A 14693-nucleotide genomic window follows, 5' to 3' on the forward strand; every position below is an offset into this window, starting at 1 on the left:
AGGTTTATTGCCAACCTTTCTAAAGAGTGACTCTTCTATCTTCTAAAAAGCCATACCCAGATATTTGCTTCTTTTCGTTTGCAGCGGGGGAGAGAATTTTTCCCATTATGGTACGCAATGCATTCTTGGCAGCGACCATGCCTTATGCACTTTATCTTTTTGCAACTGCAAACTTCACTCCCATTTTCCAGCATACAAATACCTCCAGCCTTCATAGTCAAATGAAAATCAACGATAATTTTTTTGTGATTTTTGCTTATAAATAAGATTTTTCCCGTTTCATATCTGTAACCAAATACGGATTCTCTTTCTTCATATTTTCAACAAGAACCCCTGCTTGAGCGTGATCCTCTTTCAGCACTTCCAGTTCTCGCTGTGTAATTCCAACCAATTGCATGAATTCCACTCTACCGTGAACAGTATCAATTCCTTCGGATTCAGTATCATTTACTATAAATAAAGCTGTAATAGCAGATTCCACACCGATATGAAGAGACGTACCATTTCCTGCAACAAATTGCATTGGTTCAAAAAATCTTTTCTTTGTATAGGTATAGCGAGCAAGATTAGATAGCATATTTATTGCCCACATACAGTCCTCATTTGAGTCTTCTTTCAATTTTATAGTCATTTCATACCCCCAACGGCTCCATTCACCACCAAAAGATTCTTCATCTGTGTAAAGTTCCGTCATTCCGTATGTCAATAGATGCTTGTAACCATTTGGAGATTGGTAAATACTATAACCATCCAGATATTCGTCCCCGCCGAAAATGGAACGTTTATGTAAATCTGTTCCATAATGTGCAGGTTTCTGATTTGGATAAAGCTTATCAAATACTTCATCAATGGCTTCCCAACCTGGTGCCCAATCTTCCTGTTCAGATGCACGCTTTTTATATTCTTCTAAAGTCATATAATACTGCCTCCAGAAATTGTTGATAATTTCTTCATCATAAAAAACTGATACATGACATGTTTATAATAAGGGGTTAGTGTCCTTAACATTGCAGACATATAAAGCAGTATCATGCTTTTCAAAAAAAGTCTTCTCTTCCACACATATAAACCCTTCATTTTCATATACTGCCCTTAATTTATTCCGATGCTGATTACAATTAAGGCGAATTGCATTAATACTATAACTACGGGCTAATTTTTTTGCAAAATTGATTAATTCTTTTGAAAATCCTTTTCCAGCAAATGCACGTTTAACAGCAACCTTATGCAAATATAAAGATTCGCCTTTTGGAATGTTAGGCCAATAAGTTGGGTCATAATCTGTTAAAGCCATACAAGCAGTTGGTAATCCATTTTGATATGCAATAAAAAAGTTATTTATTTTGTAGAACTTTGATAAATTAGACCACTTCACATTTGACTCATTCCATTGGTTTTGCAGTCCACTTTTAGACATCCAGTTTACTGCATCCAATAATATTTCTTCAATGATTGGTATATCATATTCATCAGCTTGCTTAACCATAATATTAACCCCGTTTTTTATAAAGTAATCTTTAGTTTGCACTTTAAAACAAGTGTATTGTACCGATATACAAAATTATGGACAGGGAAATCCATTCGGAATGCTCTGAATCTCATGCTGGAGTACAATTGGATCGGAAACCAACCCGAATTTCGAGTCTTCTGGGTATGTTACTGCTATTTGTGGTTTATCTCCTGCGAAAGCTTTTATGGATTCCATGTCTTGCCAATACGATACCATGAAAAAATGTTCATATTCACTTTGAGTCTGACTATGTATGTATGCGGCAAGGTTCCCAGGGGTTGCCTTCGCCTCTGCAACACCTGTAACAAGTAGGTATTCCCGAAAGGCTTCTGCCTTTTTGATCGGTACGATTCCATGCCATGAACGTACTATCATTTGCGACTTCCTTCCTTTACCTTATATTGTAATTAAATTATAGCATATTAATGTCATTTGTTGGTTCAGCTTTTTTCATTTCTTCTGATTTTTCCATGTACCTGACAATATATTTATCTATTTGCTGGCTCATCTCAAGAACTTTTATATGATCCATATTGTCTTTATCCAGCAAAATCATCTCATGCAACTTTTGCCGAAGCTCTTCAATTTTTTCTTCCGTTTTCAAAATGATACCCCCTGCCTTTATATCAATGCTTCTTGCTAAATTTTTTGTCCCAAACCAGTAAGCCTACAGTAACTATTACAAGTAAAATAAAAACTATCCTGCCCTCTCTTGTCTGCATCAGTTCGTAGCCCATGCTTCCCATTCATTTCCCTCCGTTCGATTAACAAAATTGTAATTCTTTGTCACTTTATAGTATAGCATAAATCATATGTGTGCAATTAGCAAACAAAATAATGGAGTAAATAGTAAGTTTATCAATTGTCTCCATCCATATAAAGTTAAATAGGAGCTATTTGCTCCAATTATAGTGAAGAAAGAGTGAATGAATAGTGGAGAAAAAGCTGGATTTAAAAGGGATTGGTTTGCGTATAAGGTCAGAGAGGGAGAAGATTGGACTTACACGGGAACAGTTTGCGGAGCAAGTGGGTATATCACCGCTTTACGTGGGGCAGATTGAAAGGGGCCAGAGAGCGATGAGCCTCAAAACTTTTGTGAAGATTGCGGATAGCTTACACGCAAATACAGACTTTTTGATTTATGGTATTGAAGAAAGGGCTTCGGGTACTGATAAGGATGGAGTATTAAACCTTTTGGAGAAGTGTTCAGTGCGGGAACTCAAATTGGCGGAGGAAATGCTAAAGCTGTTATTAACGTATATTAAATAAGTCTGAATGTTTTTACCCCGTCGATAACTGTCTATTTTAAAATGAGACTCACCTATTCTGTTTGTTCTGGTTAGAGGTTTATAAATGACAACTATCGACTATCCCATAAAAGCTGAAAGCGGCATAGATTAAGGGTTTCGTTTCATAAATGTCATCTATCGGTGCTATAAATATAATGGGGAGATAGAAGAGAGAGAGGGCTTTCGGTGTATACTTTCATTATATCCTGAAATAATGTTTCAAATGGCGAATGAAAATGTGGTATAATAGTATACAATAAAATGAAGAGGTGAGCATACATGAGTGATAAAGAGCAGGTATTGTTAAATGCCGTTCAGGAGATTATCTATACTGCAAAGAGCGGAAATGACATTTTAAAATTTGGAGCGGAAGCTGCCGATATATTGGAAAAGTAATGGCCTAATTAATGTACTGACGGGTAAGTTTTAAGTATAATGACATATCCTGGCTTGACGGGATTTGAGGTTTTCTCCATTTGTAGATAAAGCTGTCTTTTTAGAAGGACCTATTATAACTGATTCAGGTGTGTACAAAGCGGATGATATAGTGTTGATTCAGTAAGTATACTTGCGTTGCTAAACGACTTATATGCACTTTCTTGATAGGAAGCAAAAGTAGTCGGTGACGTACCAGTTTTTTCTCTTAAAATCTCGACTAAATAAGCATTAAATGACTTAATGCCTGTCAATTGTCTTGTAATCTTCAAATATGAAGGATGTTCACTGGCAAGAAGCTCTTTTAGTGGTAGTGTAGAAATTTCATTTCCGTTCTTCTTTCCGTACCCTATTTCATATGGAACCCACCATGAAGATTTTGTAGCCCGTGATATTATGCACATAACGTGAGTTGAGTTTTTTATCCCTTTTTCTATACATTCGGTAATAGCAAGGTCATTATTTGTTCTATTTGCGTTTTGAAGGTCCCTGTCATATATGTCCAAATAAATATCAATTCCTGCATTCGTAATATAGTCTCCTATTTTTTTGACAAGTTCTTTATCTAAACTCTGATGGGACAAAAAAATACAAGGTGTCTTTGAAGCCGTTTCTATACTACTATAGGACTTTATTACTGATTGGTTTACCGCCCTATTTATTCCTTTAGCCATAATCCTTCCCCCTATAAATAGCAGATTTCTACATAAAAAACTCTTTTCCTGCAAGTATTATATCATTATTGAAAAAATTTACAACGATGATATAATAATCTTAATATATTTGTCTGATTATAGGAAACAAGGGGGTAAGGTCAATGCCTATATATAATGATACAAGACATAAAGTTTTCATTAGTTACTACCACTATGATGACCAATGGTATAAAAATAGGTTCGAGGAGCTATTCGGTAACGTATTAATAAATAAATCTGTTATGGATGGGGACATCAATACTGATTTGAGTACAGATTATATAAAGCGACTTATACAGAGTGGGTATCTTACCGACACCTCTGTTTTAGCGGTATTGGTAGGACCGAATACTTGGAAGAGAAAACATGTCGATTGGGAAATTTCCGCTGCTTTGAGTAAAAAAGTGGGCGGCTATTCTGGATTGGTAGGTATCCTTCTGCCTGAATTTCCTTTAAGCAATAACCGATATAATTACGATGATCTACCACCAAGATTAGCTGATAATGTCAAAAGCGGGTATGCAGAGATATATACATGGAACGATGCTTGTAGCAGTTCAACTACAATAAAAAGTATTATAGAAACGGCTTTCAATAACAGGGTAAACAAAGCTCACCTAATAGATAATACCAGAACTCAATATGTAAACAACAGGGGATAGGTATGGGTAATAATACAATAGATCTGATAAAGGTATATTTAAAAGACTTTAAACTATCATTAGATGTAAATTGGGCTTTCTTGGCATTGTTAACTGTGGTGCTTATTGCAGTTATAATTATTCGGAATCGAATAATGAAGAGTAAGGGAGTACAGTTTGAGGTAGAGAAGGTAGAGGTTAATATCGGTAATCAAAAAGTAACCATAAAACCTAACTATGAGGATATGCAGATTGCTTATAGACTGTGGACTGAATTGAGTACAAGGAAAATCGGGCTGGAAATTGACTTCGATAACGATGTTATTGATGAAGTATACGAATCTTGGTATTCGTTTTTTCAGATTACAAGGGGAATGATCGGTGATATTCCAGTTTCACAGATTAGGAAAAATGATAGTACAAGGCAGATCGTTAGGATGTCATTGTCCATTCTAAATGATGGGTTAAGGCCGCATCTTACTAAATGGCAAGCAAATTTCAGGGGATGGTATGCTTTTAAAATTAAGCAGAGTGAGCAAAAAAATGAGTATTGCTCCCCACAAGAACTTCAAAAGGAATTTTCACATTATAATGATCTCGTTGAGGATATGAGAGAAGTAAACAAAAGACTTGTACAGTATAGGAATGAACTGAAAGCTGTATTTATGAGTAGCGTTTCTGAAGGTGAGTTACAATAGAATCATGTTAAAATGGGCTAAAAAGCGGCTGTGACCGCCTTTCGTGTTTGTTCATATACTTTAAGGAAACTTCTTTACCTCATACTTTAATTGCTTAATATTAACTAATCCTTTTAATATGTTATAATTGACTATATTGCATAAACCGAAAGGAGCTGGGTGCATGGACAACCAAAAAGCAGAGAGTATCCTACAACAGATAATATACGCAGCCCAAGAAACTAACAATGCCCTGGACTTTGGCAAAGAGACAGCTGACATCCTGGCCGACAACATGTTAATAGACCCCGCAATTTACGACATACTGGCGGGAAAGATATAATAGGCAGCCGCCCGTTCCGTCCTCCGCTGCTACATATTACAGTATATTACAGCTTCAATACAGAAAAAAAATAGAGGGATGATATAATTGAAAAACTTGACAGATGAGGAATGCTTCGCATTGATTTGCTACGCAATCCAGCTCACAGATTATAACAGCGATGTAAAAAAGCAGATTTACGAATGGTTCGGGCAGGAGCCGATTACCGAGGTGGAAATTAAACGGATTCTTGGAGCCTCCGAGGCCGAACAGAAGGAAAAATATGGACGGATTATTCAGTTCCCAACTAAAAAAGACCTGCCGAGATAGCAGGTTTTTTTACTTCTTATTTCTTTTATGCAGTTTTGCATCGGATGATGTGGGTTTTCCGTTCTTTTTATATTTCTCTGTGATAAATTTTTAGAGGAATCGATTATTCTTAAGCGGGACAATGAGGTGTGGCTGATTTCGTCAAACCTGTTCCCATTAAAATGGCATAAAATTGAAGGTAGCAAAGACAACGGAAAAGTATAAAAAAGCTTGAGTAAAATTTGAAAAACGAATAAAAAGATTATAGAATAGAATCAAGAGGTACAGGAAGAGCGGGTGGCAAGGAAATAGAAGAAAAAGGAATTTTATTGGTACATGGTTGAATGTGAAGGAGGTGATACGGGAGACAGGATAGCGGTATAAGTTTTCGAGTAAAAGTGAATAGTAATTGTAATAAAAGTGGACATTTCTGATGGATTCACAATTCCTGAATAACAATCTTTTTACAATCCCAATTTGCATAGGGTAACAAATAAAATAAAACTGTGTTAATACCCGTTATCAAAGGCTTGATTTCTTATTGCCAAAAACAAGTTAAAAGGAGATGGTTTTGTTATGAGAAAAGATATACCATGTTATTATGATGTAACATTTAAATGCGGTTGCACAAAAGCAATTCCCATTTACGGTAAGAATGGAACTGAAAGGGAGGAGAAGGTTGAAGAATTAGCAAAAAAAATTTGTCGGGATTGTGATCCAAATATAAAATGGCATACACCAGAAAGATTTGATGACGATCTGCCAGAGCTTGTTGGTACTCCAAAACAGATAGAATGGGCAAAACTATTACGAAATGAAAAAGCCAGAATGCTAAAAGAACAGTATGATTCTATAGCAGAGGACCGCTTAAATACAGGTGTTGAAATTGAGTATACAGAAGAAGAAAAGGTACTTAAAGAAGAACACAGATTTAAGAAACTGGCTATCTATAAAGCAATTATGGATAGGGTATTGACAAATAGAGATTCTAAATATTGGATAGATAATAGATTTTCAAATGAAAGGCTTATAGATATGCCTACCCCAGAAGAGAAAGCATTGTTGAGGCAATATTTCAACGAATATAAAGAAAGAAAAAAGATGCTATGAGCCTTTCTCAATTTTTCGGACAGGTTTAAATAGTGCAGTTGTCTGAAATTGCAGAATATCTTCAAATATCTATATCAAGCCACTAACTTTTCATAATATCAATGTCTAAATTCGCATGGCAGAATATTACCAATCGCTGTATTACTGCGTTATTGGTCGATATATTCAAATATTGCTGATGCAATTCAGGTTAAGTATGGCTTGATAAAAGTGTGTAAACTCAACACAACACACTTTCTGGAGGGTTAACCTCCAGCTTACATAGAATAATCCCATCAAATCCTTCATAGCGGAGGGATGTCCAATGTATATATCCAATATTGAATCAGATACGAAGCAGTGGGAAAAACAGGGGTTTTATTGCCACTTCGAGCGTGATGCCGATAATAAAGTACAAGTAAATTACCACACTCACGGCATTTTACACAGCAGGGGTAAAAGCGATTTTTGCATTACCCAACCCATTAAACCCATAATAGGAAAAGCAATTTTTACTGAATTGGTTGATAAGCTGGATAAGGGCATAGAAATATTTGATGGTACAGAGCTTGCCGATGTTTTTGATGGTTTTACTCTTAAATTTCGACAATCGGAAAAATGCATTTCGGTTCTGAAAATTGATATTAGGTGCGAATAAAACGTTTCTGTATCCACTTTCCTTTATCAAGGACATATTGGCACCAATGAAACGAAAATATGGCTCGGCGTATATCGCAAGAATTGAGATCTCAATTCTTTTCTTTATTTTTGTTAAATAAAAAGATAAAATTAGAAGTGCATAGTTATTAAATTATAAATTGAGGGACTGCTAATGAACCAATATGCTATACCGATATATAAAGATTTTTTTAAGGAAGAACAAATATTGAGTGTTGTTCAAGAGTTGTCGGCTTGGGATGAAAGTATTTTAAAGAGTCACAATGACTCAAACCACCTCATACATAAATTAACTTTTCTTGCCGATGTTGGAGTCAAAGCAGATCAACCATATATGCAAAGCAGCATAGAGATGATTACAAACCATATATCGTCCGAAGGTTTGTTTCAAATACAAGCAAACATCTCACCTTCCTACGGAGGCACTGGACAGAATCAATGGACTTGGATGTTGTGTGATGCTCCATTAATTCTTTACAGTCTAACAAAAATGGGGCTTCAGGACTCACGAATTAAAACTGCTGTTAATTTTCTTGTCGACTTAAATAGTGAAGTCGGTTGGAAGTGTGTTGTATCACCAGATCTGGGGAAATTTCATGGTCCTGGCCGCAAGTCAGATCCTTGTCCATATGCAACACTTTTAATGCTCAAGTTATTAGCCTTATTTCCCGAATGGAATGAAAGTGATATATGTAAAGTAGGGGCAGAGGCATTATTAAGTTTATGGGAGCAACGTAAGGAACGTAGACCTTATATGTTTGCGATGGGTTCGACCTTTGTAAAACTCAAGGCTCCGTTGATTTGGTATGATATTCTTCATGTTGTTCATGTGTTGACTCAATTTGAATGGTTAAAGAAAGATAATAGATTAAAAGAAATGGTCGAATTGATTAAATCTAAAGCGGATAAACAGGGAAACTACACCGCCGAGTCAGTTTATAAAGCGTGGAGTGCTTGGGAATTTGGTCAAAAAAAAGTTCCTTCACGTTGGATTACAGTTTTGGTTGAAGATATTTTATCATAGTTTATTCATTTTCTCCTTTAACTTCTGTTTGCTCGGATTTGTATATAAAAGTATGGTATGTATATTACTGTGTCCTGCGATAGAAGCAATTTCAGCAACCGTAAAATCATTTTCCAAAGCATTGCTGCACCAATGATGACGTAGCTGGTGAGGGGTAAGGCTATCAGAAGTTTTATTTTTATATTTTGCAAATACCTTGTTAACCACGGTTCTGTTCAGGGGGCCTTTCCTTCCAGGGAAAAGCCAGGAATCAGGCTGGTATAATTTGATGTAGTCTTTTAGGATGTCAGCGAGCTGGTCATTAATATAGACAATCCTTTGTTTGTTTCCCTTGCCGTTCCGTACCCGTAATTCTCGTGCAGTGAGATTTACGTCGGAGATTTTGAGGGATAAAGCCTCTGAAATTCGCAGAGCGGTCATTTCTAAAACTGATATGACGGTGTAATACTTTTTATTTTCATGTTCCAGGATCAGTTGTCGGAATTTCTTTACATCTTCCTTTTGAATTTTGGCAGGACTGGCATAGTTGAGCTGCACCTTGATAAAATCTTGCTTCGTAACGGCTGTATTGTCCTGAATTCCGTTATGAATCAGGAATTCGTTAAACTTTGCGAGGGCAGATAGCTTATTATTTATAGTTTTAGCATCCAATTGCAGGATGTTTTTTAAATAGCTTTTGTATTCCAGAATATTTTCATGGTGAATACGACTAAATTCAAGGCCATAGGTTTGCGAAAACCATTCAAGGTAAGCTTTCACGTTTCGGCAGTATCCGTTCACCGTATTTACACTTTTTCCATGAAGAACAAGGTAATCCTTAAATCCATCCAACAATGGTATTTCGCCTCCTGTAAATTGTGTTGCATTCGGTTTGCTGTACCTTTTAATAAATTGTGTTGCAATGAGTTCCATAATCATACAACTTTCAGAGGCTTAAGTCAACAGGTTTGCAACACAATTGATCTTGTGTTGCAATTCAACTTGATGCTTTAACTGCATAGATTTTTATATGAAATACTGCCATTAAGTGATAAAATGATTTAGAAACTGTTTCCAGAAAACTGTGTTAATTATAATAGAGTACTGCAAATGAAGCGGTTAGAGAGAATACACCCGAAGGCAGTATTTATATAAGAAAGTCAAGGGGAGCTTGAAGAATGAGTTTTGCAATTATCATTATTTTTGTTGTCTTTGGAGTAGCTTTGTATTTTCTACAGACATCAAATCACGAGAAAAAGATTTATGAGCAGGTTGAGGCTATTGGGGGGAAGGTTATTACCATTGAGAGGAGAGCCTTAAGGACTGGTCCATTCATTCTTGCTGGAAAAGGAAGGACTGTATATAAGATAGAGTATGAAGCAGAAGGACAATTAAAGGAAGGCTGGGTCAAATTTGGCGGACTGTTTGGGGCTGACTGGCGGTTGTAAAGTAACTGTATTATAGAATAGGTTAAAACTACGAATTATCGATTATTTATATAATCTTGCCGATAAACAGGGATTTATATGTTTTATTGAATCATCATTTACTATGTAGAAAGGAGTATACCAATGCGTATAGAAAAATGGGGGTTTCTGCTATCGTATGCAATATATTTGGGTTTTTGTATCATTTTCTCAATTATTAGCAAAGATACTTCTGCTATTAATACAATGATTTTTGCGATTACTATTGCCAGTACGGCCTTTTCCATATCCGACCTTATGTTTACAAAATTAGATATTGATAAAAAGGAAAGAGAATCTTTATATTCCTTATATCATTTAACTAAATATGCAAAGAATTTTTATATAAATAAAATAATGGAAAAATACAAAGATGAAGCAGATAAGATGGTTTCTGTATTGATGGAACTATTTGATGAAGCTGAAATAGATAAAATCATTTCTGGTAGCCTCACGGCAGAGGAGAAAGAAAATTACTTGGATAAGATAAAAGAATATTCAAATGATGGTGTTAAAGACTGTTTAAAAAAGCTCTTGGAGTCGGATGATGAAATGTCTATAGAAGATGATGAAAACGATGAAAAAATGATTCCTGAAGTGCTAATATTTAGCAAACGGAATGAGAAAATTAAATACATACTGGCTTCAAGTATAGCAGTTATGGGACTTATTGCCTTATTGGTAATATTGACTGTAAGAATTGAAGCAATACCATATATAATTAATGCACTCACTGGGCTGGCATTTCTTGCAGTGATACTTAATTTGTTATTGAAAGAGTATTATAAAGCAAACTCTTTAAAAAAGCTGACTGAAGAAAAAAACAAGCTAATTAGAGATATAAGTAGTAGGAGATCATAAATAAAATAATTTAACTTAAAAGCTATGATAAATTCCAATTTATAGTTGAGCATAATGTGGTTGAGTTATTTTATCTACTTAATGTTTCAAAGAACGTATGGTCACACATCCAATGGAGTTACGGAGTTCTATTGCCTTGTCCCCTATCAGGAATGGGTATTTGGCAATAACTTAAGAAAGGAATGCAGTATTTTGACAGTTATTCTATGCTGTAACTCCTTGATGAGATATAAATAGATTTTTATCCCTTTAAAGAAAAAACTTTGAATAAGGTGCATTAAAAAATGTAATAAAAACGGTAAAATACTGGATGTGAAAACGTATGCATTGGCAAAAGCTTAACTGTAATGAGTATATAGTTTATAATATATAATCTTACCGATAAATAGGAGTGTATAAAGGAGCTGCATCAAGATGGGAAAACATTTGCCATTAGCAAATAATTTTACAGTATATAAAGATGAGATTGAATTAATACAAGCTCAAAATCGAGTAGAATGCGATTTATACTCAATAATTGCTAATATTATTAGAATAAGCAAGCAGGGTGGAAATATTTCTTTAAGAGATGTTTCTGTACGACGGACAACTGATTTTTCGAGATCGTTTAAAGGAGACGTAGGATTTCCTGACTTTGTGATAAGGACAAGAGAAAAAAGTGAGAATGCAGCTATTCTTGGGGCGGTTGAAATAAAGTATATAGGTTTAAATTTGGAAGACTATATAGAACAATTAAACGGGCATATTGATTTTTACAAACAGGTTATTTACACTAATGGTATCGAATGGAGATTTTATCATTTAGACCAATTAGGAAATAAAAAGCTTATATGGGAAGTATCTCTCGGAGAATCAAATGGAGAAGCAATTATTTGGAATGATGAGGAGAAATGGTGGGATTTGTTAGTAAAAATAGACAATATTACATGGGCAAAGCAGAAATAGATTAACAAATTCCAATTTGAAGTGCCCATTTGTCAGGAGTTGAGGATAGGATTGTGTGTGATCTGACGGAATAGCCTTATGCCGTTCTTTTTGCATAGTATATAATCATAGTCTCTCCATAACTTGACATGGGGAGATTTTTATTGGAAGGGGACTTGAGTATGCAAAAAACAAAGAAGTATGGACCGAACCCGAATACTGTTTACCCTATGGAGGGGTTTACAAGGATTGTCTTTCTAAAGAATATTATCAAAAATCCAAATATAATTGTTGGTGATTACACCTACTATGATGATAATGATAACAACCCAGAAAAATTTGAGAAGAATGTTTTATATCACTATGACTTTCTGGGGGATAAGCTGATTGTCGGAAAGTTCTGTGCCATTGCATCCGATGTAAAATTTATAATGAACGGAGCAAACCATAAAATGAAGGCATTCACAACTTACCCCTTTGGAATCTTCCGAAACGGGTGGGAGGCAGGAATTCCTGAACTCAAGGATTTGCCTTACAAGGGGGATACCATAATTGGAAACGATGTTTGGATCGGGTATGACTCCATAATTATGCCTGGAGCTAAAATCGGAGATGGTGCGATTGTTGCCGCAAAATCAGTAGTTACAAAGGATGTACCGCCATATACCATCGTCGGTGGAAATCCTGCAAAGATCATAAGAAAGCGGTTCAGTGATGAAGTCATAGAATATTTGTTGCGGATCAAATGGTGGAACTGGAGCATTGAGAAGATTACAGAAAGTATACCAGATCTCTGTAGTGAAGATATTCAAAGATTGAGAGAGATTATATGAAGGAGAGAAAAATGGACTGTAACAGGGCTTTAGAATATGCAACAAATAAGCATAAAGGGCAGAAGCGTATTGGCGGAGACGAATATATCAGCCATCCTGTGGCAGTATCGAATATACTCAAGGACTTGGGATATTCATCTGATGTCCAGATTGCAGGTTTATTTCACGATTTGCTTGAAGATACGGATGCTGCAAAAGAAGAGATTTTAGAGTTAAGCAATGCAGAGGTTCTTGAGGTTGTGACACTTCTTACCAAAGAAGAAGGTTATGACATGAATCAATATATGATAAGGATTAGAGCAAACGAAATAGCTCTTGTGGTTAAGCTGGCGGATCGGCTGCATAACCTTATTTGTGCTGTTTATGCGGATGAAAAATTTAAGAAAAAGTATATTGTTGAAACACAGAAATATTATATTGACCTCGCTGCGGGAACATCTTTTGAGAATCCAATTAAGAGAGCATTGCAGGGACTTATTGACAGTGTTGAAAAAGAAAAGGTATGAGGTTTAGTAAAATGGATAAGAATGTTGATTGGTTTCTCCAGAAGCAGATTGAAAGAACGATGGAGAATTTTGAAAAGCACAATATAGCAGCTTTCTATGTTGAAAATGAAGGACAATTGCTGCAAATGGTAAAGGAATTGATTTCAGAGGGGTCTACGGTTGGCGTTGGGGATTCTATGACCTTGTTTGAAACGGGAGTTATTGACTTTTTGAGGAGTGGAAACTACAGGTTTTTAGATAAATACCGAGAGGATATTACCAGCGAAGAGAAGAAAAAACTATACAGAGAATGCTTTTCGGCAGATACATATTTGTGCAGTACCAATGCACTTACCGAGGATGGAGAACTGTACAACATTGATGGAAATGGGAATAGGGTAGCAGCCATGTTATACGGCCCCGACCAGGTTATTATTGTTGCAGGTATCAACAAGATAGTCAAAAGTGTGGAGGAAGCAGAAAAGAGGGTAAGGAATTATGCTGCACCAATAGATGCAAAGCGGCTCAATAAAAATACACCTTGTGCGATCACAGGTTGCTGTATCGACTGTAAGAGCAAGGATAGGATTTGTAACGACTTTGTTGTCATAAAGGGGCAGTTTAATAAGGAGAGAATAAAGGTAATTATTATTGGAAAGCCTTTGGGATACTGATACTTAAATGTTTTAGATTGATGAAATAGGTTGAAAAATCCTGTATAATGAAACCAGTTTAATATTATAATTGATGACCAACACAATAATGTGGATTTCATTGCCACAGACACACAATGTCATTGCATTTAAGCGGATGGGTTAAGCCCGTTTGTTTATTTCAATGGCTTTTTTTATTTTTAAAATTGGATAATATATGTTGAGGTCTAAAAACATGGGTTACATAGGGCGAAGAATGAGTGAAAATGCAAACGAGGCATATAAAAAAGGATTATTACCGAGAAGCAAGTTTACTAAAAAGTTATTGAAAGAAAACGGCTGGTCATATTCTGTTTCTTTTTTCAATTGGCTCTGTAAAGAAGGTTATATAGTGCCTTTGGAGTACCATCACACCACGCCAATGATGATATGTACTCCTTTTTATGCTTTGGATACTATCAGTTATGTTTCCAATAATTATGATTTGGAATCCTTATATGAAATATATCTTCAGAGGTGTACTATGAGAGATATTTTAAGAAAAAAAGGAGTCCAGCGTGTAAAAATTCTTGTCAGCAGAGCGGTAATGGGGACTAAATCTGATGTATATTTAGATTGTCTGCTATATAATAAACTGTACTGGTGGGCAAAGGATAAATGCTTTAAAGCCAATTCTAATGAAGTTGCTCTCATAAAGACATTTGATTTGGACGATTTTGCAGATTGGTATAACCCAAACCGAGAGAAAATAGAACGACAAATTTGTATCCGTAAAATTTATTACAGAAAACCTCAAAACGGGTAGATTACTATATATTGCTTT

General features: G+C 35.5%; 21 protein-coding genes. 15 read left to right on the forward strand and 6 right to left on the reverse strand.

From position 1 onward, the window contains the following. Positions 1-256: 256 nt before the first annotated feature. The 4 genes from P0092_RS08245 to P0092_RS08260 all read right to left on the reverse strand — a co-directional run bounded on the left by P0092_RS08245 (position 257) and on the right by P0092_RS08260 (position 2114). Entirely contained in the window at positions 257-916 is a 660-nt protein-coding gene (locus P0092_RS08245; RefSeq protein ID WP_004621847.1) for a suppressor of fused domain protein, read from the reverse strand. A 63-nt stretch (positions 917-979) separates the two neighbouring features. Further along, positions 980-1486, reverse strand: coding sequence for a GNAT family N-acetyltransferase (locus P0092_RS08250; protein ID WP_004621848.1), 507 nt, complete (start codon positions 1484-1486; stop codon positions 980-982). A gap of 75 nt (positions 1487-1561) precedes the next feature. Continuing rightward, positions 1562-1885, reverse strand: a complete 324-nt coding sequence (locus tag P0092_RS08255) for an antibiotic biosynthesis monooxygenase (protein ID WP_004621850.1) — start codon at positions 1883-1885, stop codon at positions 1562-1564. A gap of 37 nt (positions 1886-1922) precedes the next feature. Beyond that, positions 1923-2114, reverse strand: coding sequence for an aspartyl-phosphate phosphatase Spo0E family protein (locus tag P0092_RS08260; RefSeq protein WP_004621852.1), 192 nt, complete (start codon positions 2112-2114; stop codon positions 1923-1925). Between the two features lie 329 nt (positions 2115-2443). On the opposite strand from P0092_RS08260, the gene P0092_RS08265 reads away from it, so the two are divergent. Then, the gene (locus P0092_RS08265; RefSeq protein WP_004621856.1) at positions 2444-2779 is read left to right on the forward strand and encodes a helix-turn-helix domain-containing protein; all 336 of its coding nucleotides are present in this window, start codon (positions 2444-2446) and stop codon (positions 2777-2779) included. Between the two features lie 529 nt (positions 2780-3308). On the opposite strand, the gene P0092_RS08270 is transcribed toward P0092_RS08265, so the two are convergent. Beyond that, the gene (locus P0092_RS08270; protein WP_004621860.1) at positions 3309-3908 is read right to left on the reverse strand and encodes a toll/interleukin-1 receptor domain-containing protein; all 600 of its coding nucleotides are present in this window, start codon (positions 3906-3908) and stop codon (positions 3309-3311) included. A 143-nt stretch (positions 3909-4051) separates the two neighbouring features. On the opposite strand from P0092_RS08270, the gene P0092_RS08275 reads away from it, so the two are divergent. The 7 genes from P0092_RS08275 (at position 4052) to P0092_RS08305 (ending at position 8669) form a co-directional block, all read left to right on the forward strand. After that, positions 4052-4591 (forward strand): TIR domain-containing protein, encoded by a 540-nt coding sequence (locus tag P0092_RS08275; protein WP_004621862.1) that lies wholly within the window; start codon positions 4052-4054, stop codon positions 4589-4591. A 2-nt stretch (positions 4592-4593) separates the two neighbouring features. Continuing rightward, complete coding sequence (locus tag P0092_RS08280) at positions 4594-5268, forward strand: hypothetical protein (RefSeq protein WP_004621864.1); 675 nt, start codon at positions 4594-4596, stop codon at positions 5266-5268. A gap of 163 nt (positions 5269-5431) precedes the next feature. After that, positions 5432-5590: a hypothetical protein gene (locus P0092_RS08285; protein WP_004621866.1), complete on the forward strand. Its 159-nt coding sequence runs from the start codon at positions 5432-5434 to the stop codon at positions 5588-5590. An 87-nt stretch (positions 5591-5677) separates the two neighbouring features. After that, on the forward strand, positions 5678-5899 hold the full coding sequence (locus P0092_RS08290; RefSeq protein WP_004621868.1) for a hypothetical protein: 222 nt from the start codon (positions 5678-5680) through the stop codon (positions 5897-5899). A 555-nt stretch (positions 5900-6454) separates the two neighbouring features. Further along, positions 6455-6988, forward strand: a complete 534-nt coding sequence (locus P0092_RS08295) for a hypothetical protein (protein WP_004621870.1) — start codon at positions 6455-6457, stop codon at positions 6986-6988. Between the two features lie 304 nt (positions 6989-7292). Further along, the gene (locus P0092_RS08300) at positions 7293-7625 is read left to right on the forward strand and encodes a hypothetical protein (protein WP_004621872.1); all 333 of its coding nucleotides are present in this window, start codon (positions 7293-7295) and stop codon (positions 7623-7625) included. A 174-nt stretch (positions 7626-7799) separates the two neighbouring features. Further along, entirely contained in the window at positions 7800-8669 is an 870-nt protein-coding gene (locus P0092_RS08305; RefSeq protein ID WP_004621874.1) for a hypothetical protein, read from the forward strand. Here the strand turns inward: P0092_RS08305 and P0092_RS08310 are convergent. Next, positions 8664-9503 carry a tyrosine-type recombinase/integrase gene (locus tag P0092_RS08310; protein ID WP_004621876.1) on the reverse strand — a complete coding sequence of 280 codons (840 nt, stop codon included), beginning with the start codon at positions 9501-9503 and terminating at the stop codon, positions 8664-8666. The two genes, P0092_RS08305 and P0092_RS08310, sit on opposite strands and share 6 nt — an antisense overlap. A gap of 323 nt (positions 9504-9826) precedes the next feature. Here P0092_RS08310 and P0092_RS08315 point away from each other — a divergent pair, with 323 nt between their 5' ends. From P0092_RS08315 to P0092_RS08345, 7 genes are all read left to right on the forward strand, one after another. Beyond that, complete coding sequence (locus P0092_RS08315) at positions 9827-10096, forward strand: hypothetical protein (RefSeq protein ID WP_004621878.1); 270 nt, start codon at positions 9827-9829, stop codon at positions 10094-10096. A 123-nt stretch (positions 10097-10219) separates the two neighbouring features. Further along, positions 10220-10975, forward strand: a complete 756-nt coding sequence (locus P0092_RS08320; RefSeq protein WP_004621880.1) for a hypothetical protein — start codon at positions 10220-10222, stop codon at positions 10973-10975. Between the two features lie 414 nt (positions 10976-11389). Further along, complete coding sequence (locus P0092_RS08325; protein WP_004621882.1) at positions 11390-11920, forward strand: hypothetical protein; 531 nt, start codon at positions 11390-11392, stop codon at positions 11918-11920. Positions 11921-12081: 161 nt separating this feature from the next. After that, positions 12082-12732 (forward strand): Vat family streptogramin A O-acetyltransferase, encoded by a 651-nt coding sequence (locus tag P0092_RS08330; RefSeq protein ID WP_040759365.1) that lies wholly within the window; start codon positions 12082-12084, stop codon positions 12730-12732. Between the two features lie 11 nt (positions 12733-12743). Beyond that, on the forward strand, positions 12744-13238 hold the full coding sequence (locus P0092_RS08335) for an HD domain-containing protein (protein WP_158498425.1): 495 nt from the start codon (positions 12744-12746) through the stop codon (positions 13236-13238). An 11-nt stretch (positions 13239-13249) separates the two neighbouring features. Next, the gene (locus tag P0092_RS08340; RefSeq protein WP_004621887.1) at positions 13250-13891 is read left to right on the forward strand and encodes a lactate utilization protein; all 642 of its coding nucleotides are present in this window, start codon (positions 13250-13252) and stop codon (positions 13889-13891) included. Positions 13892-14126: 235 nt separating this feature from the next. Further along, the gene (locus P0092_RS08345) at positions 14127-14675 is read left to right on the forward strand and encodes a hypothetical protein (protein WP_276187160.1); all 549 of its coding nucleotides are present in this window, start codon (positions 14127-14129) and stop codon (positions 14673-14675) included. The last annotated feature ends 18 nt before the right edge of the window (positions 14676-14693 follow it).

It is taken from the genome of Ruminiclostridium papyrosolvens DSM 2782 (assembly GCF_029318685.1).
GTDB lineage: Bacteria > Bacillota > Clostridia > Acetivibrionales > DSM-1351 > Ruminiclostridium > Ruminiclostridium papyrosolvens.

Excerpts from the sequence above, each read along its gene's own strand:
- P0092_RS08285 (WP_004621866.1), top strand. The coding sequence starts at position 5,432 with ATGGACAACCAAAAAGCAGAGAGTATCCTACAACAGATAATATACGCA.
- P0092_RS08275 (WP_004621862.1), top strand. The coding sequence starts at position 4,052 with ATGCCTATATATAATGATACAAGACATAAAGTTTTCATTAGTTACTAC.
- P0092_RS08330 (WP_040759365.1), top strand. The coding sequence starts at position 12,082 with ATGCAAAAAACAAAGAAGTATGGACCGAACCCGAATACTGTTTACCCT.
- P0092_RS08320 (WP_004621880.1), top strand. The coding sequence starts at position 10,220 with ATGCGTATAGAAAAATGGGGGTTTCTGCTATCGTATGCAATATATTTG.
- P0092_RS08340 (WP_004621887.1), top strand. The coding sequence starts at position 13,250 with ATGGATAAGAATGTTGATTGGTTTCTCCAGAAGCAGATTGAAAGAACG.
- P0092_RS08345 (WP_276187160.1), top strand. The coding sequence starts at position 14,127 with ATGAGTGAAAATGCAAACGAGGCATATAAAAAAGGATTATTACCGAGA.
- P0092_RS08250 (WP_004621848.1), bottom strand. The coding sequence starts at position 1,486 with ATGGTTAAGCAAGCTGATGAATATGATATACCAATCATTGAAGAAATA.
- P0092_RS08325 (WP_004621882.1), top strand. The coding sequence starts at position 11,390 with ATGGGAAAACATTTGCCATTAGCAAATAATTTTACAGTATATAAAGAT.
- P0092_RS08315 (WP_004621878.1), top strand. The coding sequence starts at position 9,827 with ATGAGTTTTGCAATTATCATTATTTTTGTTGTCTTTGGAGTAGCTTTG.
- P0092_RS08295 (WP_004621870.1), top strand. The coding sequence starts at position 6,455 with ATGAGAAAAGATATACCATGTTATTATGATGTAACATTTAAATGCGGT.
- P0092_RS08270 (WP_004621860.1), bottom strand. The coding sequence starts at position 3,908 with ATGGCTAAAGGAATAAATAGGGCGGTAAACCAATCAGTAATAAAGTCC.
- P0092_RS08335 (WP_158498425.1), top strand. The coding sequence starts at position 12,744 with ATGGACTGTAACAGGGCTTTAGAATATGCAACAAATAAGCATAAAGGG.
- P0092_RS08245 (WP_004621847.1), bottom strand. The coding sequence starts at position 916 with ATGACTTTAGAAGAATATAAAAAGCGTGCATCTGAACAGGAAGATTGG.
- P0092_RS08255 (WP_004621850.1), bottom strand. The coding sequence starts at position 1,885 with ATGATAGTACGTTCATGGCATGGAATCGTACCGATCAAAAAGGCAGAA.
- P0092_RS08280 (WP_004621864.1), top strand. The coding sequence starts at position 4,594 with ATGGGTAATAATACAATAGATCTGATAAAGGTATATTTAAAAGACTTT.
- P0092_RS08305 (WP_004621874.1), top strand. The coding sequence starts at position 7,800 with ATGAACCAATATGCTATACCGATATATAAAGATTTTTTTAAGGAAGAA.
- P0092_RS08300 (WP_004621872.1), top strand. The coding sequence starts at position 7,293 with ATGTATATATCCAATATTGAATCAGATACGAAGCAGTGGGAAAAACAG.